The sequence below is a fragment of the Paraburkholderia hospita genome (genome assembly GCF_002902965.1).
GTDB lineage: Bacteria > Pseudomonadota > Gammaproteobacteria > Burkholderiales > Burkholderiaceae > Paraburkholderia > Paraburkholderia hospita.
The window spans coordinates 384,183-406,958 of the sequence record NZ_CP026105.1 but is presented as its reverse complement, the minus strand read 5'-3'; the positions used below and the strand labels follow the sequence as shown (position 1 = coordinate 406,958).

Annotated in this window: 23 protein-coding genes and 1 tRNA gene; 15 read left to right on the top strand and 9 right to left on the bottom strand. The window is 62.4% G+C overall.

All coding sequences use genetic code 11. From position 1 onward, the window contains the following. Nucleotides 1-42: 42 nt before the first annotated feature. The 3 genes from hprK (at nt 43) to C2L64_RS01790 (ending at nt 2,682) form a co-directional block, all read left to right on the top strand. A complete protein-coding gene (gene hprK, locus C2L64_RS01800; protein ID WP_007579699.1) occupies nt 43-1,011 on the top strand; it encodes an HPr(Ser) kinase/phosphatase in 969 nt (322 codons plus the stop codon). A gap of 77 nt (nt 1,012-1,088) precedes the next feature. Then, nucleotides 1,089-1,982 (top strand): RNase adapter RapZ, encoded by an 894-nt coding sequence (gene rapZ, locus C2L64_RS01795; RefSeq protein ID WP_007579698.1) that lies wholly within the window; start codon nt 1,089-1,091, stop codon nt 1,980-1,982. A 64-nt stretch (nt 1,983-2,046) separates the two neighbouring features. Beyond that, nucleotides 2,047-2,682 (top strand): LON peptidase substrate-binding domain-containing protein, encoded by a 636-nt coding sequence (locus C2L64_RS01790; RefSeq protein WP_007579697.1) that lies wholly within the window; start codon nt 2,047-2,049, stop codon nt 2,680-2,682. Nucleotides 2,683-2,691: 9 nt separating this feature from the next. On the opposite strand, the gene mutY is transcribed toward C2L64_RS01790, so the two are convergent. After that, nucleotides 2,692-3,795, bottom strand: a complete 1,104-nt coding sequence (mutY, locus tag C2L64_RS01785) for an A/G-specific adenine glycosylase (protein WP_090834976.1) — start codon at nt 3,793-3,795, stop codon at nt 2,692-2,694. A 7-nt stretch (nt 3,796-3,802) separates the two neighbouring features. Then, a complete protein-coding gene (gene mutM / locus C2L64_RS01780; protein WP_090834975.1) occupies nt 3,803-4,633 on the bottom strand; it encodes a bifunctional DNA-formamidopyrimidine glycosylase/DNA-(apurinic or apyrimidinic site) lyase in 831 nt (276 codons plus the stop codon). Nucleotides 4,634-4,923: 290 nt separating this feature from the next. On the opposite strand from mutM, the gene C2L64_RS01775 reads away from it, so the two are divergent. The 8 genes from C2L64_RS01775 (at nt 4,924) to hisC (ending at nt 12,041) form a co-directional block, all read left to right on the top strand. After that, entirely contained in the window at nt 4,924-6,765 is a 1,842-nt protein-coding gene (locus C2L64_RS01775; RefSeq protein ID WP_007579694.1) for a tetratricopeptide repeat protein, read from the top strand. Then, nucleotides 6,765-7,397, top strand: coding sequence for a lipoprotein insertase outer membrane protein LolB (gene lolB / locus C2L64_RS01770; protein WP_090834974.1), 633 nt, complete (start codon nt 6,765-6,767; stop codon nt 7,395-7,397). Before C2L64_RS01775 ends, lolB begins: the two co-directional genes overlap by 1 nt. 26 nt (nt 7,398-7,423) lie before the next feature. Next, nucleotides 7,424-8,305 (top strand): 4-(cytidine 5'-diphospho)-2-C-methyl-D-erythritol kinase, encoded by an 882-nt coding sequence (ispE, locus tag C2L64_RS01765; protein ID WP_079484236.1) that lies wholly within the window; start codon nt 7,424-7,426, stop codon nt 8,303-8,305. A 51-nt stretch (nt 8,306-8,356) separates the two neighbouring features. Then, nucleotides 8,357-8,433 (top strand) — tRNA-Gln (locus C2L64_RS01760). A gap of 47 nt (nt 8,434-8,480) precedes the next feature. Next, complete coding sequence (locus C2L64_RS01755) at nt 8,481-9,437, top strand: ribose-phosphate pyrophosphokinase (protein ID WP_007579691.1); 957 nt, start codon at nt 8,481-8,483, stop codon at nt 9,435-9,437. Nucleotides 9,438-9,591: 154 nt separating this feature from the next. Continuing rightward, complete coding sequence (locus tag C2L64_RS01750; protein ID WP_007579690.1) at nt 9,592-10,203, top strand: 50S ribosomal protein L25/general stress protein Ctc; 612 nt, start codon at nt 9,592-9,594, stop codon at nt 10,201-10,203. A gap of 121 nt (nt 10,204-10,324) precedes the next feature. Next, the gene (gene pth / locus C2L64_RS01745; protein ID WP_007579689.1) at nt 10,325-10,927 is read left to right on the top strand and encodes an aminoacyl-tRNA hydrolase; all 603 of its coding nucleotides are present in this window, start codon (nt 10,325-10,327) and stop codon (nt 10,925-10,927) included. Nucleotides 10,928-10,961: 34 nt separating this feature from the next. After that, on the top strand, nt 10,962-12,041 hold the full coding sequence (gene hisC / locus C2L64_RS01740) for a histidinol-phosphate transaminase (RefSeq protein WP_090834973.1): 1,080 nt from the start codon (nt 10,962-10,964) through the stop codon (nt 12,039-12,041). A 73-nt stretch (nt 12,042-12,114) separates the two neighbouring features. On the opposite strand, the gene C2L64_RS01735 is transcribed toward hisC, so the two are convergent. From C2L64_RS01735 to rsmD, 3 genes are all read right to left on the bottom strand, one after another. Beyond that, on the bottom strand, nt 12,115-12,372 hold the full coding sequence (locus tag C2L64_RS01735; protein ID WP_079498069.1) for a YfhL family 4Fe-4S dicluster ferredoxin: 258 nt from the start codon (nt 12,370-12,372) through the stop codon (nt 12,115-12,117). Nucleotides 12,373-12,517: 145 nt separating this feature from the next. Further along, complete coding sequence (gene coaD / locus C2L64_RS01730) at nt 12,518-13,027, bottom strand: pantetheine-phosphate adenylyltransferase (protein WP_090834972.1); 510 nt, start codon at nt 13,025-13,027, stop codon at nt 12,518-12,520. 117 nt (nt 13,028-13,144) lie between these two features. Further along, complete coding sequence (rsmD, locus tag C2L64_RS01725) at nt 13,145-13,783, bottom strand: 16S rRNA (guanine(966)-N(2))-methyltransferase RsmD (protein ID WP_007579685.1); 639 nt, start codon at nt 13,781-13,783, stop codon at nt 13,145-13,147. A 300-nt stretch (nt 13,784-14,083) separates the two neighbouring features. On the opposite strand from rsmD, the gene ftsY reads away from it, so the two are divergent. Further along, complete coding sequence (gene ftsY / locus C2L64_RS01720) at nt 14,084-15,244, top strand: signal recognition particle-docking protein FtsY (protein ID WP_079498075.1); 1,161 nt, start codon at nt 14,084-14,086, stop codon at nt 15,242-15,244. A gap of 88 nt (nt 15,245-15,332) precedes the next feature. Here the strand turns inward: ftsY and maiA are convergent, their stop codons facing one another. Both maiA and C2L64_RS01710 read right to left on the bottom strand, forming a co-directional pair. Then, the gene (gene maiA, locus C2L64_RS01715; protein WP_007579683.1) at nt 15,333-15,977 is read right to left on the bottom strand and encodes a maleylacetoacetate isomerase; all 645 of its coding nucleotides are present in this window, start codon (nt 15,975-15,977) and stop codon (nt 15,333-15,335) included. A 34-nt stretch (nt 15,978-16,011) separates the two neighbouring features. Beyond that, entirely contained in the window at nt 16,012-16,710 is a 699-nt protein-coding gene (locus C2L64_RS01710; protein WP_090834971.1) for a fumarylacetoacetate hydrolase family protein, read from the bottom strand. A 265-nt stretch (nt 16,711-16,975) separates the two neighbouring features. Between C2L64_RS01710 and ybiB the strand changes: the two genes are divergently transcribed. Further along, entirely contained in the window at nt 16,976-17,944 is a 969-nt protein-coding gene (ybiB, locus tag C2L64_RS01705) for a DNA-binding protein YbiB (RefSeq protein WP_090834970.1), read from the top strand. Between the two features lie 513 nt (nt 17,945-18,457). Further along, nucleotides 18,458-20,116 carry a 2-isopropylmalate synthase gene (leuA, locus tag C2L64_RS01700; RefSeq protein ID WP_090834969.1) on the top strand — a complete coding sequence of 553 codons (1,659 nt, stop codon included), beginning with the start codon at nt 18,458-18,460 and terminating at the stop codon, nt 20,114-20,116. Nucleotides 20,117-20,270: 154 nt separating this feature from the next. Here the strand turns inward: leuA and C2L64_RS01695 are convergent, their stop codons facing one another. Both C2L64_RS01695 and C2L64_RS01690 read right to left on the bottom strand, forming a co-directional pair. Continuing rightward, on the bottom strand, nt 20,271-20,654 hold the full coding sequence (locus C2L64_RS01695) for a nuclear transport factor 2 family protein (protein WP_035986766.1): 384 nt from the start codon (nt 20,652-20,654) through the stop codon (nt 20,271-20,273). Nucleotides 20,655-20,699: 45 nt separating this feature from the next. After that, nucleotides 20,700-21,263 carry an acyloxyacyl hydrolase gene (locus C2L64_RS01690; RefSeq protein WP_090834968.1) on the bottom strand — a complete coding sequence of 188 codons (564 nt, stop codon included), beginning with the start codon at nt 21,261-21,263 and terminating at the stop codon, nt 20,700-20,702. A gap of 349 nt (nt 21,264-21,612) precedes the next feature. Between C2L64_RS01690 and rpoH the strand changes: the two genes are divergently transcribed. Beyond that, entirely contained in the window at nt 21,613-22,548 is a 936-nt protein-coding gene (gene rpoH, locus C2L64_RS01685) for an RNA polymerase sigma factor RpoH (RefSeq protein ID WP_007579677.1), read from the top strand. Nucleotides 22,549-22,776 lie beyond the last annotated feature (228 nt).

Sequence of the window (22,776 nt, the reverse complement as noted above, 5' to 3'; positions counted from 1 at the left end):
AGCACCCTAGCGGCACATACGAGGTCAGGGAGTCAGGGAGTCATGGATACGTCCAGCATCAACGCCCAAAGCATTTTCGACGACAACGCCGCCGCGCTGAAACTCAGCTGGCTGACGGGGCATGAGGGCTGGGAGCGCGGCTTCTCGGCGGAAACAGTTGCGACTGCAACGTCCAGCGCCGACCTCGTCGGCCACCTTAACCTGATCCACCCGAACCGGATCCAGGTGCTCGGCGAAGCCGAAACCAACTACTACCAGCGTCAATCCGACGAAGACCGCTCGCGCCACATGGCCGAGCTGATCGCGCTCGAGCCGCCGTTCCTGGTTGTCGCGGGCGGCGTCGCCGCGCCGCCGGAACTGGTCCTGCGCTGCACGCGCTCGTCGACGCCGCTCTTCACGACGCCGATGTCGCCCGCTGCCGTGATCGACAGCCTGCGCCTGTACATGTCGCGCATCCTTGCGCCGCGTGCAACGCTGCACGGCGTGTTTCTCGACATTCTCGGCATGGGCGTGCTGCTCACGGGCGACTCGGGCCTCGGCAAGAGCGAGCTTGGCCTCGAACTGATCTCGCGCGGCCACGGTCTGGTCGCCGACGACGCCGTCGACTTCGTACGCCTCGGCCCGGATTTCGTCGAAGGACGCTGCCCGCCGCTGCTGCAGAATCTGCTCGAAGTGCGCGGCCTCGGCCTGCTCGACATCAAGACGATCTTCGGTGAAACGGCCGTGCGCCGGAAAATGAAGCTGAAGCTGATCGTCCAGCTGGTACGCAGGCCGGACGGCGAATTCCAGCGCCTGCCGCTCGAAAGCCAGACCGTCGACGTACTCGGCCTGCCCATCAGCAAGGTCACGATCCAGGTGGCGGCCGGCCGAAATCTTGCCGTGCTGGTCGAGGCGGCCGTGCGCAACACGATCCTGCAACTGCGCGGCATCGACACACTCCGTGACTTCATGGACCGCCAGCGCCTCGCCATGCAAGACCCTGACAGCCAGTTTCCCGGCAAGCTGATCTGACGCAATGCGCGCGAAGCCGCGGCGGCACAGCGGGTGACACCGGATGCTATGATGAACCCAACGGATTCCACGACTCCATGCGCATTATCCTGATCACCGGTATCTCCGGCTCCGGCAAGTCTGTCGCTTTGAACGCGCTCGAAGACGCGGGCTACTACTGCGTCGACAATTTGCCGCCGCGCTTTCTGCCCGAACTCGCCGCGTATCTCGCGGGCGACGGCCAGGACCGGCTCGCGGTGGCGATCGACGCGCGCTCGGGCGCCTCGCTCGACGACATGCCGCAAATGATCCGCGATCTCGCCGGCCTGCACGACGTGCGCGTGCTGTTCCTGAACGCCAGCACGCAGGCACTGATCCAACGCTTTTCCGAAACACGCCGCCGCCATCCGCTGTCAGGCTCGCCCGCACATGATGCCGACGTCGGCGTGCTGACGTCGCTTGCCGAAGCGATCGAGCGCGAGCGCGAACTCGTCGCTGGGCTCGCCGAATTCGGCCACCAGATCGATACCAGCAACTTGCGGGCAAACGTTTTACGCGCGTGGGTCAAGCGTTTCATCGAGCAGGAGCACACGGGCCTCGCGCTGATGTTCGAGTCGTTCGGCTTCAAGCGCGGCGTGCCGCTCGACGCCGACTTCGTGTTCGACGTGCGCACGCTGCCGAACCCTTACTACGACCGCGAACTGCGTCCGCTGACAGGACTCGACAAACCCGTCATCGATTTCCTCAATGCACTGCCCGTGGTTCAGCAGATGATCGGCGACATCGAATCGTTCTTGCAGAAATGGCTGCCGCATTTCCGCGACGACAATCGCAGTTATCTCACCGTTGCAATCGGTTGTACGGGCGGACAGCACCGCTCGGTATTCATCGCCGAAACGCTTGCCGCGCGTTTCGCGAGCGAAGCAAACGTGTTAGTGCGGCATCGCGATGCGCCGATCAACGTCGACGACTCATCGAAACTGGTCGCCTGAGTAACCCGATGGTGGCCCGACCGGCCGTCGCTCGCAGCGGCGGTCCTAACCGAAGCGTTGCGCCATGTCCTCTACACCGTCCGTGCTTGCCGATGTGCCGCTGTTTCCTTTGCACACCGTTCTTTTTCCCGATGGACTGCTGCCGCTGAAGATCTTCGAGGCACGCTATCTCGACATGGCGCGCGACTGTCTGCGCGACAACACATCGTTCGGCGTGTGTCTGCTGAAAAGCGGCGGGGAAGTCGCGCAGCCCGATGAGCCGTCCGTGCCGGAGCACGTCGGTTGCCTCGCGGAAATCGACGTTTGCGATGTCGACGAGTTCGGTATGCTGCTGATTCGCGCGCGCGGCACCGCGCGGTTCCGGCTGCTGTCGCATCGTGTCGAACAGGGCGGCCTGCTCGTCGGGATGGCCGAGTTGATCGGCAGCGACGTGCCGCTCGAAGGCACCCATTACATGGAAAAGTTCGGAGCGTGTGCGGAAGTGCTGGAGCGCATCATCGCGACGATCCGCGAGCGCGATGCCGAGAGCCTGCCGTTCCTCGAGCCGTTCAGGCTCGACGATCCGACCTGGGTGTCGAACCGCCTGTCCGAAGTGCTGCCTATCGCGCTAAAGGCGCGGCAAAAGCTGATGGAACTACAGGACGCCGGCGCGCGGATCGACATCGTGCATCACTACATGCAGCAGCATCAGCTGCTGTAGCGCCGGCGTTCAGATCAGCGAACCCTGCAGCCCTTCGAGCAGCTTGCGCACAGGCGCGGGCACGCCATACGCGTCCAGTTCGTTCAGCGACATCCATACGGTGTCGGCGTCGCGTGCGCTCACGGCTTTCGCGGAGTGATCGAACTCCGCAATGCGCGGTTCGATATTCAGCTTGAAGTGCGTGAACACGTGCGTGAGCGGCGCGAGCGGCGACACGTCCGCTGTCGCGCCGAAGTCACGCGCGAGTTGCGCGAGCGCTGCTTCATCCGCCGCTTCCGGCAAGCTCCACAAGCCACCCCAGATACCCGACGGCGGGCGCTTTTCGAGCATCACCGTGTCACCGTCGCGTAGCAGCAGCATCCACGTGCGGCGCGTCGGCACCGTTTTCTTCGGGCGCGCCGCCGGTAGTTCGCGCTGACGGCCCGTCACGTTCGCCACGCAATCGACGGCGAACGGACAGCGCACGCAATCCGGCTTGCCGCGCGCGCACAGCGTCGCGCCGAAATCCATTAGCCCCTGCGTGTAGGCGCTGATGTCGTCGTCGGTCCCATTCACGGGCAGCAGCGACTCGGCCAGCAGCCACATGCCGTTCTCGACTTTCTTCTCACCCGGAAAGCCTTCGACGCCGAACACGCGCGCAAGCACGCGCTTCACGTTACCGTCGAGAATGGTCGCACGGGCGCCAAATGCGAACGATGCAATCGCGGCCGCCGTCGATCGTCCGATACCCGGCAACTCCGCGAGCGCTTCCACGCTCTCGGGAAAGCGCCCGCCATGCTGCTCGACGACGACCTGCGCGCAGCGATGCAGATTGCGCGCGCGCGTGTAGTAGCCGAGGCCGGCCCATAGCGTCATCACATCGTCGGCGGGCGCGGCGGCGAGCGCGGCGACATCCGGAAAACGCGCGAGAAAACGCCCGTAGTACGGGATCACCGTCGACACCTGCGTCTGCTGCAGCATGATTTCGGACAGCCAGATGCGGTACGGGTCGCGCGTGTTCTGCCACGGCAGGTCGTGACGGCCGTGTTCGCGCTGCCATGCGATCAGGCGCACAGAGAAATCGGACAGCGTGGGTATCGTAGGAAAAACAGTCGTGGAAGCGGGAACGGACATGAACGGATCAGCGCTGACAGGTCGGACAATAGTAAGTGGAGCGTTGCCCCTGCACGATCTGTTTGATCGGCGTGCCGCACACGCGGCATGGCAGACCCGCGCGATCATAGACGAAATAGTCGAGCTGGAAGTAGCCGCTCTCGCCGTTGCTGCCGACGAAATCGCGCAACGTGCTGCCGCCCTTCTCGATCGCGGCGGCAAGCGTGACGCGCACGGCGTCTGCAAGCAGACCGTAACGTACGAGCGAGATGCGGCCGGCGGCCGTGGTCGGCCGGATACCCGCGCGAAAGAGGCTTTCAGATGCGTAAATGTTGCCCACACCGACGACGATATCGCCTGCGAGCAGCGCCTGCTTCACCGAAATCTTCCGTCCGCGCGTCTTTCGATGCAGCAGCGCGCCGGAGAACGACGGCGCGAACGGCTCGACTCCGAGGTCCACCAGCAGCGGATGTTCGAGCACGTCGCCCGCCGAGCGCGTGTGCCATAACACAGCGCCAAAGCGGCGCGGATCGCGGAAGCGCAAAATGAAGTCGTCGAAAATCCAGTCGACGTGATCGTGCTTCGCAGCGGCCGGCGGATGCGGCACGTTACGCAGGACCCTGAGCGTCCCCGTCATGCCGAGATGCACGATGAACCAGCCTTCGTCGATCTCAAACAGCAGATACTTGCCGCGCCGCGCCACTTTGTGAACCAGCCGGCCCTGCAGCAAACGCGCGAAACCGGGTGGAATCGGCCAGCGCAACGCGAGCGTGCGGACCTCGACGCGCTTGACACGGTGTCCAGCAACGTACGGTTCGATTCCGCGTCGGGTAACCTCGACTTCTGGTAACTCTGGCATGTTTAGGGCCTGTTATCGCTAACAACGGGCTTGCGCTCGCCGTCGGAATGACCGGGCGCAAAAAATGGAACGAAGTGGATACCGGACGTATCCACAACAAACATGACGCGGCGAATGGCCCTTCCGGCGGCCAGCCGCACAAAGGATTTTGCAATCGTCGGAACGCGCCTTTGCGGCCGCAAGCCCGTTATGGGCGCGAATGGGCGCGACTGGTCTGCAACTTGCGTCCGCGCTTATGCGCTTATTGTAGCGAGCGCGTTACAATCGACTGAAACATTGAACGGATATGTATGAACCTGTCCATCGTTAAGCAGTTTTTGAAGCGCCGGACCGGCGCGAATGGCGTGCCGCACGCTGTTTCCGCACGCCGGCTGCTGGGTGTGGCCGCGCTGGCAGTCTGGGCGCTCGGCGCATTGCCCGCGCATGCGCAGGATCAATCGCCCGATACGGATGACAACACCGTCTCCGTGCAAGATGCTTTCGGCCCCGATTCCGCCGACGAAAAAGCCAATCTGCCGAGCGTCGCGTTGACGAGCCAGATCGTGTTTCAGGTGCTCGCGGCGGAGGTCGCGCTGCAGCGCAACCAGCCCGCGCCCGCGTATCAAACCTATCTCTCGCTCGCGCGCGACACGCACGACCCGCGCATGGCGCAGCGTGCGACGGAAATCGCGCTCGCCGCGCAGAGCCCGTCGGATGCGCTGACGGCTGCGCAATTGTGGCAACAGTATGCGCCGCAATCGGAACGCGCCGCGCAACTGGATGCGTCGCTGCTCGTGCTGTCGGGCAAGCCTGACGACGCGAAGCCGATGCTCGCGAAAGAACTCGCGAAGATTCCGCCTGAAAACCGCGGCAACGGGATTCTCGCGCTGCAACTGCTGATTTCGCGCGGGCCGAATCGCATCGGTGGCCTGCACGTGCTGCAGGATCTTGTCGCGAACGACCTCAACCGTCCCGAAGCGCAATTCGCAATCGCGCGTCAGCAACTCATTTCCGACGATGCGCCCGGTGCGCGAAAATCGCTCGAACAGGCGCTCAAGCTGAAGGCCGACTATCTGCCCGCTGCGTTGATGCTGTCGCAGATGGGACCGGAAGAGCGCAAGGAAGGCATTGCGTCGATCGAGAAATACGTGCAGGCGAATCCGAAGTCGCATGAGGCTCGGCTCGCGCTCGCGCAAATGTATCTGGCCAGTGACCGCCTCGACGACGCGCAGAAACAGTTCGAGTTCATGCAGAAGGACAACCCGAACGATCTGACGCCGCTGATGGCGCTCGCGCTCATCAAGATCCAGCAGAAGAACTTGCCGGAAGCGCAGAACTATCTGCAACAGTATGCGCAAAAGGCCGAGAAGACGCCGGGCGCCGATCCGGGTCAGGCCTATATCTATCTCGCGCAGCTGTCGCTTGAACAGAAAGATACGGCAGGCGCGAACCGCTGGCTGGACAAGATTCCCGCCACGAGCACGCAGTACATTCCCGCGCAGATCACACGTGCGCAACTGCTGCAAAGAGACGGCAAATCCGATGACGCGCGCAAGCTGCTCGCCGGCATTCGCACGCAGGACCCGCATGAGCAGGCGCTGATCGCACGCACCGACGCGGCGATCCTGTTTGACGCGAAGCGCTACCCGGAGGCCGAAGCGCGTCTTGCCCAGGCCACCACCGATTTCCCCGACGACCCCGATCTCACGTACGACTACGCGATGGCTGCCGAAAAGAACGGCCATTTCGACGTGATGGAAACGCAGTTGCGCAAGCTGATGCGCACGCAACCAGACAACGCGCAGGCGTACAACGCACTCGGCTATTCGCTCGCGGACCGCAACCAGCGTCTGCAGGAAGCGGACAAGCTGGTCGAGAAGGCGCTGGCGCTGTCGCCGAACGATGCGTTCATCATGGACAGCGTCGGTTGGGTCAAGTACCGGCTCGGCGATACCAACGATGCGATCAAGGTGCTGCGCAAGGCCTACGATCTGCAACCGAACGCCGAAATCGGCGCACATCTCGGCGAAGTGCTGTGGAAGAGCGGTGACCAGGATCAGGCGCGCGCGGCATGGCGCGATGCCCGTAAGCTCGAACCCGACAACGATACGCTCGTCAAAACGCTCAAACGTTTTCAGGTGAACGATCTCTGATGTACTTTTCTTTTCCTGTGTTTTCCTCTCCAGCGCCGCGCCGCGCGGCGCTGGGTCTCGCAGCCGCAGCCATCGTCGCCTTGTCGGGCTGCGCGTCCGTCCAGCCGCAAGGTCCGTCCACGTCGAATGCAGCAACGGCCGTCGCCGCTCAGACCACCCGCGCGTATCACGGCCGCTTCGCGGTTCAGTACGTTGACCAGAACGGCCAGCAGCGCAATGCGTATGGCAATTTCGACTGGCAGGAACGCGATGACACTGTGACGCTGCAACTGCGCAACCCGCTCGGACAGACAATGGCGATCGTCACGTCGTCGCCGTCGGCCGCCACTCTCGAACTGCCGAACCGTCAGCCGCTGACGGCCGATAACGTCTCCACGCTGATGCAGAACGCGCTGGGCTTCGCGCTGCCTGTCGAAGGGCTGCGCTACTGGCTGCAGCCTTCGGTTGCGCCGACATCGAAGGCGACGACCGAGAAAGATCCGCAGCAGGAAACGCGTTTGAAGGAGATTCAACAGGACGGCTGGACGATCGACTACATCGCCTATGCCGATGCGCCTGCAACCGGCGTGAAGCGCGTGAATCTCGCGCGCACCGAACCACCGCTCGACATCAAGCTCGTGCTCGACCAGTAATCCGCACGCGCGCCTTGCAAAGACTCATGATCGAAACGAACGACTCGCTGCGCGACTGTCTCGCTCCAGCGAAGCTAAACCTCTTCCTGCATATCACCGGCCGTCTGCCGAACGGATATCACGCACTGCAGACGGTGTTCCAGTTGCTCGACTGGGGCGACACGCTGCACTTCACGCGTCGCGACGACGGCGCGATCACGCGCGGCACCGACATCGCCGACGTTCCCGCCGAGACTGACCTCACCGTTCGCGCGGCGAAGCTGCTGAAGGAACACACGGGCACGCGCCTGGGCGTGAACATCGAGATCGACAAAGTACTGCCGATGGGCGCGGGCCTTGGCGGCGGCAGCTCGGATGCCGCGACGACGCTGCTCGCGCTGAACCGTCTGTGGAAGCTCGATTTGCCTCGCGCGGAGTTGCAGGCACTCGCATTGAAACTCGGCGCCGATGTGCCTTTTTTTGTTTTTGGAAAAAATGCATTCGCAGAGGGTGTCGGTGAAGCACTCGAGCATGTACAATTGCCGCCGCGCCACTTTCTGGTGGTGACACCGAGAGTTCACGTTCCAACGTCAGCAATTTTTTCAGAAAAAGCGTTGACAAGAGATACAAAGGCTCTCATAATTACGGACTTTCTTGCACAGCAAAGTTGCAGCGCAGAATGGCCTGATAGCTTCGGCCGGAATGACATGCAGCAAGTTGTCGTGGGAAAATACGCGGAAGTTGCGCAGGTGCTTAGATGGTTTGATAACATCGCGCCGGCGCGGATGACGGGATCAGGCGCAAGCGTTTTTGCAGCGTTCCGTAGTAGAGATGAAGCAGTCGCGGCGCAAGCCAAACTGCCAGTCGAATGGAACAGCGCAGTAACGGCAAGTCTGGATACGCATCCACTCTTTGCTTTCGCGGCATAAGTTTCGCGGCACTGAACGGCCTACACGTTCAGTGAAGCTCAAAGTTAGTGTAGGGGAGTCGCCAAGTTGGTTAAGGCACCGGATTTTGATTCCGGCATTCGAGGGTTCGAGTCCTTCCTCCCCTGCCAAAATTTCTCGCAGTTCCTCGCCTCCCACAGCCTGAAGCAGGTGCATGATGAGCAGCCATGACGGCCTGATGGTTTTTACTGGCAACGCAAATCCGGCGCTTGCACAGGAAGTCGTCAAAATCCTCGGTATTCCCCTCGGCAAAGCAATGGTCTCCCGTTTTTCGGACGGTGAGATCCAGGTCGAGATTCAGGAAAACGTGCGTGGCAAGGACGTCTTCGTCCTTCAGTCCACCTGCGCGCCGACCAACGACAATCTGATGGAACTGATGATCATGGTCGATGCGCTCAAGCGCGCATCCGCTGGCCGGATCACTGCAGCCATCCCCTACTTCGGCTATGCCCGTCAAGATCGACGCCCGCGTTCGGCGCGCGTTGCCATCTCGGCGAAGGTCGTTGCGAACATGCTGGAAATCGCTGGCGTCGAGCGGATCATCACGATGGATCTGCACGCTGACCAGATTCAAGGTTTCTTCGACATTCCCGTCGACAACATCTACGCGACGCCCGTTCTGCTCGGCGATCTGCGCAAGCAGAATCACGAGAACCTGCTGGTCGTGTCGCCGGACGTCGGCGGTGTGGTTCGCGCCCGTGCGCTGGCCAAGCAGCTGAACTGCGATCTCGCCATCATCGACAAGCGTCGTCCGAAGGCGAACGTCGCCGAAGTGATGAACATCATCGGTGAAGTCGACGGCCGTACCTGCGTGATCATGGACGACATGGTCGACACGGCCGGTACGCTCTGCAAGGCAGCGCAAGTGCTGAAAGAACGCGGCGCGACGAAGGTGTTCGCTTACGCGACCCACCCGGTTCTGTCGGGTGGCGCTGGTCCGCGCATCGCGGCATCGGCACTCGACGAACTCGTCGTCACCGACACGATCCCGCTCAGCGAAGAAGCCCGCTCGTGCACGAAGATCCGCTCGCTGACGAGCGCCGGTCTGCTGGCCGAAACGTTCTCGCGTATCCGTCGCGGCGACTCGGTGATGTCGCTGTTCGCGGAAGGCTAAAGTATTCGCGAAGGCGCCGCATGATGAATGCGGCGCTTTTGCATTCGGCGTGAACGAACGAAGGTTCATGCCGGTTTGTCTGGGGTCTTCAGCCCGTAAAGGGTAAGCAAGACCCGTTTTACTGCCTGGTCGCGGGCAGATAATGGAGATTCAAATGAAAGTAGTCGCTTTCGAGCGTAATTTGCAAGGTACGGGTGCGAGCCGCCGCCTGCGTAACTCGGGCAAGACCCCGGGCATCGTGTACGGCGCTGGCGAACCGCAACTGATCGAACTCGATCACAACGCGCTGTTTCACGCACTGAAGAAAGAAGCATTCCACGCGTCGATTCTCGACCTGGAAGTGGCAGGCAAGTCGCAACAGGTTCTGCTGCGCGACGTGCAATACCACCCGTTCCGTCAGATCATCCTGCACGTGGACTTCCAGCGCGTCGACGCATCGAAGAAGCTGCACACGAAGGTGCCGCTCCACTTCATGAATCAGGAAAGCAACCCGGCCGTGAAGACGGGCGGCGCGATCATCTCGCACGTCATCAACGAAATCGAAATCGAATGTCTGCCGGCAGCTCTGCCGGAGTTCATCGAAGTCGATCTGGTGAAGATCGAAGCGGGTCAATCGCTGCACGCAACGGACATCGTTCTGCCGGCTGGCGTCGCACTGGTTGCGCACCTCGTCGCAGAAAACCCGGTGATCGTTTCGGCGCCGGTTCCTGCTGGTGCCCAGTCGGAAGAAGCGTCGGCTGAAGGCGAAAAGCCGGCAGCTGCATAAGACCGCTATCCTCTCGATCCGTTTCAATGGAACGGTCGACGTAACCCGCCGCGGTTCGCCCCGGCGGGTTTTTTTTCGATTTTTTCCAGGCTGCGTGGCATGCCGTGCGGCCCACTCGAACATGATCAAGCTGATCGTCGGGCTCGGCAATCCGGGCGCCGAATACACCGCGACTCGTCACAACGCCGGTTTCTGGCTCGTCGACCAACTGGCGCGCGAAGCTGGCGCGACGTTGCGCGACGAGCGGCGCTTTCACGGCTTCTATGCGAAAGCGCGTCTATATGGCGAGGAAGTGCATCTGCTGGAGCCGCAGACGTACATGAACCGCTCGGGTCAATCGGTCGTCGCGCTCGCGCATTTCTTCAAGGTCCTGCCTGATCAGATCCTCGTCGCGCACGACGAACTCGATCTGCCGCCCGGCACCGTGAAGCTGAAGCTCGGCGGCGGCAGCGGCGGGCACAATGGCCTGAAGGATATTTCCGCGCATCTGTCGACGCAGCAGTACTGGCGTTTGCGCATCGGTATCGGTCATCCGCGCGACCTGATTCCCGAAAGCGCACGCGCGGGCGCGAAGCCCGACGTCGCGAACTTCGTGCTGAAGCCGCCGCGCAGGGAAGAGCAGGACGTGATCGATGAATCGATTGAACGCGCGCTCGCGGTGATGCCGACCGTCGTCAAGGGCGAACTCGAACGCGCGATGATGCAGTTGCATCGCAATCCCTGACTGCCCGCCGCGACAGCTAACAGAGGAGCAGAACTTGAGCCGCTACTGGAGCGATATCGTTCACCGGTTGACGCCGTACGTGCCGGGCGAGCAGCCCGCGCTCGCGCATCCCGTGAAGCTGAACACCAACGAGAACCCGTATCCGCCCTCGCCCGCCGTCGTGAGCGCGATTCGCAACGAGCTCGGCGAGAACGCCGAGTCGCTGCGCCGTTATCCCGATCCGACGGCGCGCGTGTTGCGCGAGGCTGTCGCCGCGCATCACGGGCTCAAGGTAGATCAGGTGTTTGCCGGCAACGGTTCGGATGAAGTGCTCGCCACTGTGTTTCAGGCGCTTCTGAAGCACGACAAGCCGATCCTCTTTCCGGACGTCACATACAGCTTCTATCCGACCTACGCACGCCTCTACGACGTCGCGTACCGGACGATTCCTCTCGACGATGCCTTTCAGATCCGCATCGACGACTACACGCAACCGAACGGCGGCATTCTCTTCCCCAATCCCAACGCACCAACGGGTCATGCACTGCCGCTGTCGGATATCGAACGACTTGTCGCATCGAATCCGGATTCAGTCGTCGTTATCGACGAAGCGTATGTCGACTTCGGCGCCCAATCTGCGATCTCACTGATCGGCAAGTATCCGAATCTTCTCGTCGTGCATACGACGTCGAAGTCGCGCTCGCTTGCGGGGATGCGCGTGGGCTTTGCGTTCGGCGATGCCGCGTTGATCGATGCGTTGAACCGCGTGAAGGATAGCTTCAATTCGTATCCGCTAGACCGTCTCGCGCAGGCCGCCGCGACCGCGGCATACAAGGACGACGCGTGGTTCCGCGAGTGCACCGAAAAGGTCATCGCGAGCCGCGAACAGATGACGGCGCAATTGACGGCGCTGGGGTTCGAAGTGGTGCCGTCGTCGGCGAATTTCGTGTTCGCGCGTCACGAAGGCTATGACGCCGCAACGCTCGCCGCGCGACTCAGGGAAAAGGAAATCTTCGTGCGGCACTTCAAGCTGCCGCGCATCGATCAGCATCTGCGCATCTCGATCGGCACCGATGCGGAGTGCGGCACGCTGCTGGATGCGTTGAAGGATATTCTTGGCGGGTACGTCGGCTAAGGCCGCCGCCGTCGGCTAGACAAACGGCGCGACGCTCTTCGGTGACAAGAACGGCGCGCCGCTTTCAGATGAATCAGGCGCTCTTCCCCGCCTGCAACCCGTTGTACTTCTCCATCAACTGGTCCTGCGTCTCCAGATGTTCCGGATTGCGCGGAATACATTCGACGGGACACACCTGCACGCATTGCGGCTCATCGAAATGGCCAACGCATTCGGTGCACTTCTTCGGGTCGATCACATAGATTTCCGGGCCCATCGAAATTGCGTCGTTCGGGCACTCGGGCTCGCAAACGTCGCAATTGATGCACTCGTCGGTAATCATCAGGGCCATGCTGTTCTCACTTCATGCCGGCACGCGTGCTCTGCATGCCAGCTAACGTTCCGTAATCCGCAATTTTACGCCTGACGGACAGACCACGCTGAGCGTCCGGTTATCGCGGACAACGCACGCGCTACGCCGTCAGGCGCGGCCAGGATCACGGCTTGGCGGCGGCTCGCGCCTCTTCTAGCACGGCGACCTTGTCCTGCAGCCGCTTTTCGACGGACGGGAACACGAACTTGCTCACGTCCCCGCCGAGTTGCGCAATTTCGCGGACGATCGTGCCCGAGATGAACTGATATTGATCCGACGGCGTCATGAACATGGTCTCGACGTCGGGCAGCAGATAGCGGTTCATGCCCGCCATCTGAAACTCGTACTCGAAGTCCGACACGGCGCGCAGTCCGCGCACGATCACGCGCGCATTGTTGACGCGGACGAAATCCTTCAATAGCCCCTTGAAGCTCATCACCTGAACGTTCGGATAGTGGCCTAGCACTTCGTTCGCGATCTCGAGCCGCTCTTCGAGCGTAAAGAAGGGCCGCTTGTTGCGGCTGTCCGCCACGCCGACCACCAGCGTGTCGAAAATGCTCGATGCGCGACGCACGAGGTCTTCGTGACCGCGCGTGAGCGGATCGAACGTACCCGGATACACGGCGACAACCATGGGATTTCTCCTCTCTACAGACTAGAAGGCGTGCCGGAACACGCCCCGCAGGACTCGTCTGACGACGATACCGCGCGCGTAACGGCAAGCCGCCCGGCGCTTGTTATGGAACGCGCATTATTCCTCATTTTCGCGCTGCAGCAAATGAAAGTGGACAGCGCCTGCCTTGCCCTGCCGTACCACGGACCAGCCTTCCAACGCCGCATGTCCGGCGGCATCGAGCGATTCGCCGGATTCGACATACAGGAAGCCATCCGCGCTGATCAGCGGCGCCGCCAGTTCGAGCGCGCGGTCGAGCAGATCATCGCCGAACGGCGGATCGAGGAACACGACGTCGAACGAGCCGGGCGCGAGGCTCGCCGCGAGACGCAACCCATCGGCTTCGGCAACTTCGATTGCGCCTGCCGCCAGCTTGGCCTGATTTGCCCGCAGTTGCGCCGCCGCGCGCGCGTTGCGCTCGACCATCAGTACGCGCGCCGCGCCGCGCGACGCGGCCTCGAAGCCAAGCGCGCCGCTGCCGGCGAAAAGATCGAGACAGCGCTGGCCGTCGAGCCGCTGGCCGAGCCAGTTGAACAGCGTTTCGCGGACGCGGTCGGGTGTCGGCCGCAGACCGTCGAGATCGATCACGGGCAGCGGCGTACGCTTCCAGTCGCCGCCGATGATGCGGATAGTGTGCGGTTGGCCACGCCCGGAAGGCGCGCTTTTTGCGCCGTTTTTTGCACCGGTTTTTGCGCGTGAGGGGGAAGTACGGGACATGCGATTCGTGTGTTGAGCGTGCGCCCGCCGATTGTCGATAAATACCTCGATCGGGGGGCCGGAGCGCCAACGTTACCACACGCGCGCAGCCGCCTTCGCCAAAGTTCACTACGGCAGTGCACGCGTGCGGGCGCTCACGACGCCGCCTGACGCGCCTGATAAAATGTGCGGCTTCCAGCGCTTCGCATAATTCGCTGCCATGCGGACGCCGCCGAACTGTCGCGTGGCTCGCCGCCGTTCGTCGCCACGCGTTGCCGGGCCAAAGCAGGAATCCGGCGCAATCTCACTCCAGTCCAGACCATGTTCAGCTTTTTCAAACGATTCAAGGGTTCCAAGGCGCCCGACGACACGCCTGAAACGCCGCAGGCCGATTCCGGCGCCGACGTCGACATGCAGGACGTGGCTGAGCCGGAAGCGCCCGCCGTCGCGCGTTCGCAATCCGTCCCGGACTCGGCTGATGCGCCTGAATTCGATCCCAATTACGTCCCTGACGCCGCCGACTTCGAAGATGCGGACGACGAAGCCGCCGAAATCGTCCCGCCGCCCGTGCCCGAAGCAGCCGAAAAGCGCTCGTGGCTGACGCGCCTTCGCAGCGGCCTGTCGAAAACCAGTTCGAGCATCACGGGCATCTTCGTCGGCGCGAAGATCGATGAAGACCTGTACGAAGAACTGGAAACGGCACTGCTGATGTCCGACGCGGGCGTCGACGCGACCGAGTTTCTGCTCGAAGCACTGCGCGAGAAAGTGCGCGCCGAGCGCCTCACCGATCCGCAGCAGGTCAAGGGCGCGCTGCGCACGCTGCTGGTCGATCTGCTGAAGCCGCTGGAAAAGTCGCTGACGCTCGGCCACTACCAGCCGACCGTGATGATGATCGCGGGCGTCAACGGCGCCGGCAAAACCACGAGCATCGGCAAGCTCGCGAAGCATATGCAGCACTTCAACCAGTCGGTGCTGCTCGCTGCGGGCGACACGTTCCGCGCCGCCGCGCGCGAACAGCTCGCGATCTGGGGCCAGCGCAACAACGTGACGGTCGTGCAGCAGGAAAGCGGCGACCCCGCCGCGGTGATTTTCGATGCCGTCGGCGCCGCGCGCGCCCGCAAGATCAACGTGGTGATGGCGGACACGGCCGGCCGTCTGCCGACGCAGCTTCATCTGATGGAAGAACTGCGCAAGGTGAAGCGCGTGGTCGGCAAGGCGATGGACGGCGCGCCGCATGAAGTGCTGCTCGTCATCGATGCCAACACCGGTCAGAACGCGCTCGCGCAAGTGAAGGCGTTCGACGATGCGCTCGGCCTGACTGGTCTGATCGTCACAAAGCTCGACGGCACGGCGAAGGGCGGCATTCTCGCGGCGATTGCGCGGCAACGTCCCGTGCCGGTGTACTTCATCGGCGTCGGCGAGAAGGTCGAAGATCTGCAGCCGTTCAGCGCAGAAGAGTTTTCGGATGCGTTGCTGGGTTGATGCCGTGACTGTCTGAAGCGGGCAACGGTTGAAATACAAAAGGGCGTCATGCATTCGCATGACGCCCTTTTTTCATTGCTTCAGAGCTTCACTCGGCATCAGGCTGCACGCCGGGTTCCGCACGCGCGAACGCATCGAGCGTGTTCGCGTGCTCGCAGATACGCCGGATGGTCGGATACGGACTCATATCGACATTGAAGCGGTTCGCGTTGAACACCTGCGGGACGAGACAGATATCGGCGATGGTGGGCGTATCGCCGAAGCACAGCTTGCCCGCGCGGCCGTCCGCGACGAGATATTCTTCGAGTGCGGCAAAGCCCGAGCTGATCCAGTGGCGATACCACGCGTCCTTCACCTCGTCGTTCACGCCCACGGTGCGCTTCAGATACTTCAGCACGCGCAGATTGTTCAACGGATGAATTTCACACGCGAGCTGCTGAACGATCGAGCGGACATACGCGCGATCGACGGGCTTCGACGGCAGCAGCGGCGGCTCGGGATGCGTCTCTTCAAGATACTCGATGATCGCGAGCGACTGCGTGATCACGTGGTCGCCGTCTACCAGCGTGGGAACGATGGCATCGTGATTGAGTTCGCGGTACTCGGGCTTGAACTGCTCGCCGCCGTCGCGCAACAGATGCACGGGCAGGTACTCGTACGGCAGGTTCTTCAGGTTCAGCGCGATGCGCACGCGATACGACGCCGAACTGCGAAAGTAGCTGTACAGCTTCATTGTCTTGTACTCCCCCTGAATGGCGCTGGCGATATCAGACGACGCGCACGCTGAACTCGCCCAGCCCGTCCACGCCACCCTTCATCAGATCGCCTTGAACGATCGCGCCGACACCTTCCGGCGTGCCCGTGAAAATCAGGTCGCCTGGTTGCAGTTCAAAGAGCGTCGACAGATAAGCGATCGTCTCGGCGACGGACCAGATCAGTTGCGACACGTCCGAACGCTGCTTTTCCTCGCCGTTGACGGAGAGCCAGATCGCGCCCTTGCCGACCTGACCGACTTTCGAAACGGGATGGATCGGGCCGAGCGGCGCCGAATGATCAAAGCCCTTTGCCGTGTCCCACGGACGGCCCAGCTTTTTCGCTTCCGCCTGCAGGTCGCGGCGCGTCATGTCGAGACCGAGCGCGTAGCCGTAGACGTGATCAAGCGCGTCGTCCGCCGAGATGTTCTTGCCTGCCTTGCCGATTGCCGCGACGAGTTCCATCTCGAAGTGCACGTTCTTCGACTGCGCCGGATACGGAAATTCGCCCGTTGCGCCCGGCGCGACATACAGCACGGCGTCGGCGGGCTTGGCGAAGAAGAACGGCGGTTCGCGATCGGGATCATGGCCCATTTCGCGCGCGTGCGCCTCGTAATTGCGACCGACGCAGTAAATGCGGCGCACCGCGAATTGATCGTCCGATCCGACGACTGGCACTGCCGTCACCGGCGCTGGCGCAAACACGTAACCCATTCCGTTCTCCGTCTTTTGTTGAGCCGCTCCGACGCGGCGAAGCGTTGAGTGTAACGCGGCGCCGATTCGCGCGTAGCCTGGCCGAACGGCCAGGTGGCGCGCGCTGAAGCCGTCCCGTAAGGTTCATGGCAGGCCATGAATTTGCTCGCATTCTGCAGGCGCACCCGGCGTGCGATACTCGAAAGGAAACGTAGCGCGTCGTAGCAGCGCTCGCGGCGCGTGCAAAGCGTCGTTGCCCGCCGTCCCCCACATACCGATTTGCCCGATGACCGATCTCACCGACACCACTCCCTTTCCCTGCGCCCGATTCATCAAGGAAATCGGCCGCGGACCCAACGGCGCGCGTGCGCTCACGCCGGAGGACACGCACTCGCTGTACGGCGCGATGCTCGACGGCCGCGTCTCCGACCTGGAACTAGGCGCGATCCTGTTGGCATACCGTGTGAAAGGCGAATCCGCCGACGAGCTGGCCGCGATGCTCGCCGCCGCCCACGCTTCGTTCGCGCCCGTCAACGTGAAGCACGGTGCGTATCAGGCCGTGTCGATTCCGAGCTACAACGGCGCGCGCAAGCAGCCGAACCTCGTGCCGCTGCTGGCTTTGCTGCTCGCGCGCGAAGGCGTGCCCGTGCTGGTGCACGGCGTGACGGAAGATCCGGGCCGCGTGACGAGCGCCGAAATTTTTGCGCATCTGAACGTCGCGTCCGCGCAGACGCACGCGGATATCGAAACGAGCCTAGCAAACCAGCGGATCGCGTTCGCCCCCATCGGTACACTCGCGCCGAAGCTGGCGCGCCTTCTATCGCTACGCCGGCGGATGGGCGTGCGCAATTCGACCCACACGCTCGTGAAGATTCTTCAGCCCTTCGCGCCGGCGGGCCTGCGGCTCGTGAACTACACGCACCCGCCATATCGCGAGAGCCTGACGCAGTTGTTCGTCTCGCATCCCGATATGGCTGTCGGCGGCGCGCTGCTCGCGCGCGGCACCGAAGGCGAGGCCGTCGCCGATACACGCCGCCAGGTGCAGATCGACTGGCTACATGACGGCATCTGCGAGACACGCGTTTCGGCCGAGCGCTCGTCGCCCGATGCGCCCGAGGTCGACTTGCCCGAAGGACGCGATGCGCCGACCACGGCTGCGTGGATCGCCGCTGTGCTGGACGGCGAAGCGCCCGTGCCGGCCGCGATCACGCGGCAGGTCGAACTGATTGTCGACATCGCGCGAAAGGCCGCCTGACAAGGGCCGACGGCCTTCCCGCTCGCCTCGGCGAACGCTCCCAGGAACGCATCGCAGCGAATGGTGGGTTGACAGCCCCCTGCCGCCTCGCTTATCTTGTAAAAATGCGTTCCATTCCGAACACCCTCCGAATTACCCTCGGCCGCCTAGCGCGGCCCCTATCGCTACGTCTAGCGTAAGCAAGGCGTAGCGCCGCACGCAGTCGCCACAGCGGCTCGCGGCGGTCCTCAAAAGCAGTTCCTGTTTCACCCCAGTCCGTAGTTCCTTCAAAACCTGTAGTCGTCCGTATTCGTCCGTTTACCGCTCGGACGAATCGCGAGGGTCAAATGCACGTTGCATGGGCTTCCTTTCCGATCGTTGCCTTCGTCGTCGTTCAGACGACGCTGTTTGTTCGCGCCCGTTCGTTGCTCCCGCTAGCGCCCGGCTTGCGGGACGTGCATCTGTGGCAGCCCGCCAGCCGCTCGACGCCACCTCACCCAGCACACGACTAGACGAATCGAACGAGGCCTCAACATGTTGCGCAACCCTGCCGAGAAGTACCGCCCCTTCCCCACCGTCCGTTTGACCGGCCGCAAGTGGCCCACCCGCACGATCGAGCGCGCGCCGATCTGGATGAGCACCGATCTGCGCGACGGCAACCAGTCGCTGATCGAACCGATGAGCATCGAGCAGAAGACAGAGTTCTTCGAGATGCTCGTCGCGATCGGTTTCAAGGAGATCGAAGTCGGTTTTCCGTCGGCGTCGCAAACCGACTTCGATTTCGTCCGCAAGCTGATCGACGAAAAACGCATTCCCGACGACGTGACGATCGAAGTGCTCGTGCAGTCGCGCGCCGACCTGATCACGCGCACGTTCGAGGCGCTCGAAGGCGTGCCGCGCGCCATCGTCCATCTTTACAACGCAATCTGTCCGTCGTTCCGCAAGATCGTGTTCAATCAGTCGCAGGAAGAGGTGAAGGCGCTCGCCGTCGAAGGCACGCGGATCATTCGCGAGCACGCCGACGCCCGCCCGCAGACGCACTGGACCTACCAGTATTCGCCCGAAACCTTCAGCATGACCGAGTTGCCGTTCGCGCGCGAAGTCTGCGACGCCGTCGCGCAGACGTGGCGCCCGACGCGCGATCACAAGATGATCGTCAACCTGCCCGCCACCGTCGAAGCCGCGACGCCGAACGTGTACGCCGACCAGATCGAGTGGATGGACCGCAATCTCGGCTATCGCGACAGCATCGTGTTGTCGGTGCATCCGCATAACGACCGCGGCACGGCCGTCGCCGCAGCCGAACTCGCGTTGATGGCGGGCGCGGACCGCATCGAAGGGTGTCTCTTCGGTAACGGCGAACGCACGGGCAACGTCGATATCGTGACGCTCGCGATGAACCTCTACACGCAGGGCATCGATCCCGGCCTCGATTTCTCGGACATCGATGCCGTGCGCCGCGTAGTCGAGCGCTGCAACCAGATTCCCGTCCACCCGCGTCATCCGTATGCGGGCGATCTCGTCTACACGGCGTTCTCCGGCTCGCATCAGGACGCGATCCGCAAGGGCTTCGCGCAGCAACAGCCCGATGCCGTCTGGGAAGTGCCGTATCTGCCCATCGATCCCGCCGACGTCGGCCGCAGCTACGACGCCGTGATCCGCGTGAACAGCCAGTCCGGCAAGGGCGGCGCGACGTATCTGGTCGAGCGCGGCATGGGCTTCGTGTTGCCGCGGCGCGTACAGATCGAATTCAGCCACGCGGTGCAGACGGTGGCGGATCAGTCAGGCGAGGAAGTGACGGGCGACGCGATCTGCGCGCTCTTTGCCCGCGAATACTTCGAGGCGGACGGTCCGGCACAGCGCGTCAGCGGATCGACGGTGCGCTGGAACAAGCGCGAGATTGCCGTGCCCGCGACGGCGGCGGCGAGCGTCGACGGTCATGAGGCGTATGCGAAGGCGGTCGCGCAGGAAATGGCGGCGGCTTCGAAGCAAACCATCGAAATTACATCGTTCGAGACGGCGCGCACCACGGACGGCCGCACGGTTGTGTTCGTCGCCAGCCGCGTGGGCGAGCAGCCTATGCGTCACGGCATCGGCGTAGCGGAGGACGAAATGACGGCCGTCGTCGATGCGGTCGTCAGCGGCGTCAATCGCGCGGGTTGGGCGGCTGTCGACCGGCGCGTCGCGGCGTAACGGCAAGAAGTAACGTAACAGCAAACCGAGGCAAGGCGAAAACGAACAGGCAAGACCGCAGAAGCGCAAACGCCGGCGATTCAACCGTCGCCGGCGCGCACGGACCGCTCACAAAGTGGCTTCCGTCAGGAAAAGAGTGATGGTGCGATCCGCGTCACTCGATTGCGCAACGCGTCGCCTGCCACGCGATCAACTGCCATTTGCCATCTTCTTGCGCCTGAATCGCCATGTAGGCGATCGGAAAGAGCAGCGCGCCGCTATTCGCTTCCATCTCGATCAGCGCACGCCCCGTGACCACGCAAGTCTCGCGTCCGACAGGCAGCACGTCCTGCGACTGCACCTCGATCTGGCGATAGCGGCGGCGCCCGGCCGTGATGGCGTCGATGAACTGCTGCTTCGACTCGCGCTTGCCGTTCGTGTGGACGTAAATGACGTTGTCCGACAGCAGCGCGTCGAGCTGCTGTCCGTTTCCTTCCACCATCGCGCGAAAGCGATCGCGCTCGAGCCCGCGAATCGCTTCAATCACTTTTGCCGGCATCGCGTTCGCCCCTATCGACGACGGCGCCGACAACGGCAGCGGTCGTCAGAAGTTGTACTGCACGTAAATCTGCTGGAAATTTATACCAGGATTCGGCTCTTTGATACTTGCATTGGAGATGTGCTGAAAGCGGTAGCCAAATTGGTACTGCTGATGCGAGCCGAATTGCGCGCCGACGCCCACCATGTCGGCGAACTGGAACGCGGAACTGAGCGTGTAACTCGACGCGATGCGCGGATGGGTCAAAACCCGTACACCAATGCCCGCCTCGATGAACGGACGGATCGCGCCCGAGCCCTTGATGAACCGCACGACCGGCGTCACGCCGAATTCACCGATATTGTCGTGATCGTTGCCTTCGTCCGTATGCCACCACGCGGCGTGCGCCTCGCCGATCAGCGCGAAATGCCAGTCGCCGATTTCCCACCAGGTCAGATTAGGGTCCCAGACGAAGCCAAGGTCGAGCTTTCGAACGTGGTGCTCGGCGAGACCGCCCGCGATCTGAACGCCGAACTGGTCCGCCGAAGCCAGACCCGATACGCCGAAAAGCGCGGCAGCGACGGCACATTTGAGTGCCAGATGCGACGAGGGGTTGTTCTTTTTTTCCATCGTACGTCCACCGAATACGAGGTTTAGCAGGGACATCGTGCAGCGACATTTTAGAGACCGCAGCAACTATCGGACCCTTAATAACAACTGAAAACTCACAAATAACTGCTTCTGTTTTCGAAAAAATCTTACCGACGATTGCAGAATCATGCCGCAGCCGGGGAATGCTAAGCGTTCGGTGCCAAACCCGCAATTGAGGTACGATGCTATTGAACGTGCATTTTCGATAGGAAAGAGGGAACTTGCATGCCCCTATGGCTTCTAAGTATTAGCACTCGGTAAATGAGAGTGCTAACATCCATCGTGGTCCGCTTTGGCGGACATTTGTCTGAATAAAGGAGTTTGCTACGTGAGCAACACATTGACCCTTCCGAGTACTTTGAGCCAGTCGTCGGCTAAGGCCGCTCCGGCAGGTGCACTGGCGCTCTCGCACGCTTCTCTGCTGCCCGGCCAGCTGGGCAATATCGACGCCTACATCCAGGCCGTGAACCGGATTCCGATGCTGACGCCGGCAGAAGAGCGCCAGTACGCCACCGAGTTCCGCGAGCAGAACGATCTCGGCTCGGCGCGCAAGCTCGTCCTGTCGCACCTGCGACTGGTCGTGTCGATCGCGCGCAATTACCTCGGGTATGGTCTGCCGCACGCCGACCTGATCCAGGAAGGCAACATCGGCCTGATGAAGGCCGTGAAGCGGTTCGACCCGACGCAGAACGTGCGCCTCGTGTCCTATGCAATGCATTGGATCAAGGCCGAAATCCACGAGTACATCCTGCGCAACTGGCGCATGGTGAAAGTGGCGACGACCAAGGCGCAACGCAAGCTGTTCTTCAACCTGCGCAGCCACAAGCAAGGGTTGCAGTCGTTCACGCCGGACGAGATCGAGGGCCTGGCAAAAGAGCTGAACGTGAAGCGCGAGGAAGTAGCCGAGATGGAAACGCGGCTGTCGGGCGGCGATATCGCGCTCGAAGGCCAGGTCGAAGACGGCGAAGAAGCGTTCGCCCCGATCGCCTATCTGGCCGATTCGCACAGCGAGCCGACAGCCGTGCTGGCCGCGCGTCAGCGTGACCGTCTGCATAGCGACGGTATCGCGAGCGCGCTGGAGTCGCTCGATCCGCGCAGCCGCCGCATCATCGAAGCACGCTGGCTGCAGGTGGAAGACGACGGTTCGGGCGGCTCGACGCTGCATGAACTGGCCGACGAGTTCGGCGTATCGGCGGAGCGGATTCGCCAGATCGAAGCAAGCGCGATGAAGAAAATGCGCACCGCGCTGGCCGAGTACGCGTAACCTCAGAGAAGCAGCGGGCGCAGGCCAGTTACCGGCCGCACCCGTTTCGAAACAGAGCCCCGCTCTTCGCAAGAAGGCGGGGCTTTTTCTTGCGCGTCGTCAAATATTGCGTCAATTCGCGTCAATGTCGAGACATTGCCTTGACCTCGTGCAGAACGTGACTTATTAGTGATAGAGACCGGCCACCTCGCGACACGATGACGCGGGCCCGTCCGTCAGCCCATTCCT

Coding starts and splice junctions, on each gene's coding strand:
- hprK (WP_007579699.1), top strand. CDS start 43: ATGGATACGTCCAGCATCAACGCCCAAAGCATTTTCGACGACAACGCC.
- rapZ (WP_007579698.1), top strand. CDS start 1,089: ATGCGCATTATCCTGATCACCGGTATCTCCGGCTCCGGCAAGTCTGTC.
- C2L64_RS01790 (WP_007579697.1), top strand. CDS start 2,047: ATGTCCTCTACACCGTCCGTGCTTGCCGATGTGCCGCTGTTTCCTTTG.
- mutY (WP_090834976.1), bottom strand. CDS start 3,795: ATGTCCGTTCCCGCTTCCACGACTGTTTTTCCTACGATACCCACGCTG.
- mutM (WP_090834975.1), bottom strand. CDS start 4,633: ATGCCAGAGTTACCAGAAGTCGAGGTTACCCGACGCGGAATCGAACCG.
- C2L64_RS01775 (WP_007579694.1), top strand. CDS start 4,924: ATGAACCTGTCCATCGTTAAGCAGTTTTTGAAGCGCCGGACCGGCGCG.
- lolB (WP_090834974.1), top strand. CDS start 6,765: ATGTACTTTTCTTTTCCTGTGTTTTCCTCTCCAGCGCCGCGCCGCGCG.
- ispE (WP_079484236.1), top strand. CDS start 7,424: ATGATCGAAACGAACGACTCGCTGCGCGACTGTCTCGCTCCAGCGAAG.
- C2L64_RS01755 (WP_007579691.1), top strand. CDS start 8,481: ATGAGCAGCCATGACGGCCTGATGGTTTTTACTGGCAACGCAAATCCG.
- C2L64_RS01750 (WP_007579690.1), top strand. CDS start 9,592: ATGAAAGTAGTCGCTTTCGAGCGTAATTTGCAAGGTACGGGTGCGAGC.
- pth (WP_007579689.1), top strand. CDS start 10,325: ATGATCAAGCTGATCGTCGGGCTCGGCAATCCGGGCGCCGAATACACC.
- C2L64_RS01735 (WP_079498069.1), bottom strand. CDS start 12,372: ATGGCCCTGATGATTACCGACGAGTGCATCAATTGCGACGTTTGCGAG.
- coaD (WP_090834972.1), bottom strand. CDS start 13,027: ATGGTTGTCGCCGTGTATCCGGGTACGTTCGATCCGCTCACGCGCGGT.
- rsmD (WP_007579685.1), bottom strand. CDS start 13,783: ATGTCCCGTACTTCCCCCTCACGCGCAAAAACCGGTGCAAAAAACGGC.
- ftsY (WP_079498075.1), top strand. CDS start 14,084: ATGTTCAGCTTTTTCAAACGATTCAAGGGTTCCAAGGCGCCCGACGAC.
- maiA (WP_007579683.1), bottom strand. CDS start 15,977: ATGAAGCTGTACAGCTACTTTCGCAGTTCGGCGTCGTATCGCGTGCGC.
- C2L64_RS01710 (WP_090834971.1), bottom strand. CDS start 16,710: ATGGGTTACGTGTTTGCGCCAGCGCCGGTGACGGCAGTGCCAGTCGTC.
- ybiB (WP_090834970.1), top strand. CDS start 16,976: ATGACCGATCTCACCGACACCACTCCCTTTCCCTGCGCCCGATTCATC.
- leuA (WP_090834969.1), top strand. CDS start 18,458: ATGTTGCGCAACCCTGCCGAGAAGTACCGCCCCTTCCCCACCGTCCGT.
- C2L64_RS01695 (WP_035986766.1), bottom strand. CDS start 20,654: ATGCCGGCAAAAGTGATTGAAGCGATTCGCGGGCTCGAGCGCGATCGC.
- C2L64_RS01690 (WP_090834968.1), bottom strand. CDS start 21,263: ATGGAAAAAAAGAACAACCCCTCGTCGCATCTGGCACTCAAATGTGCC.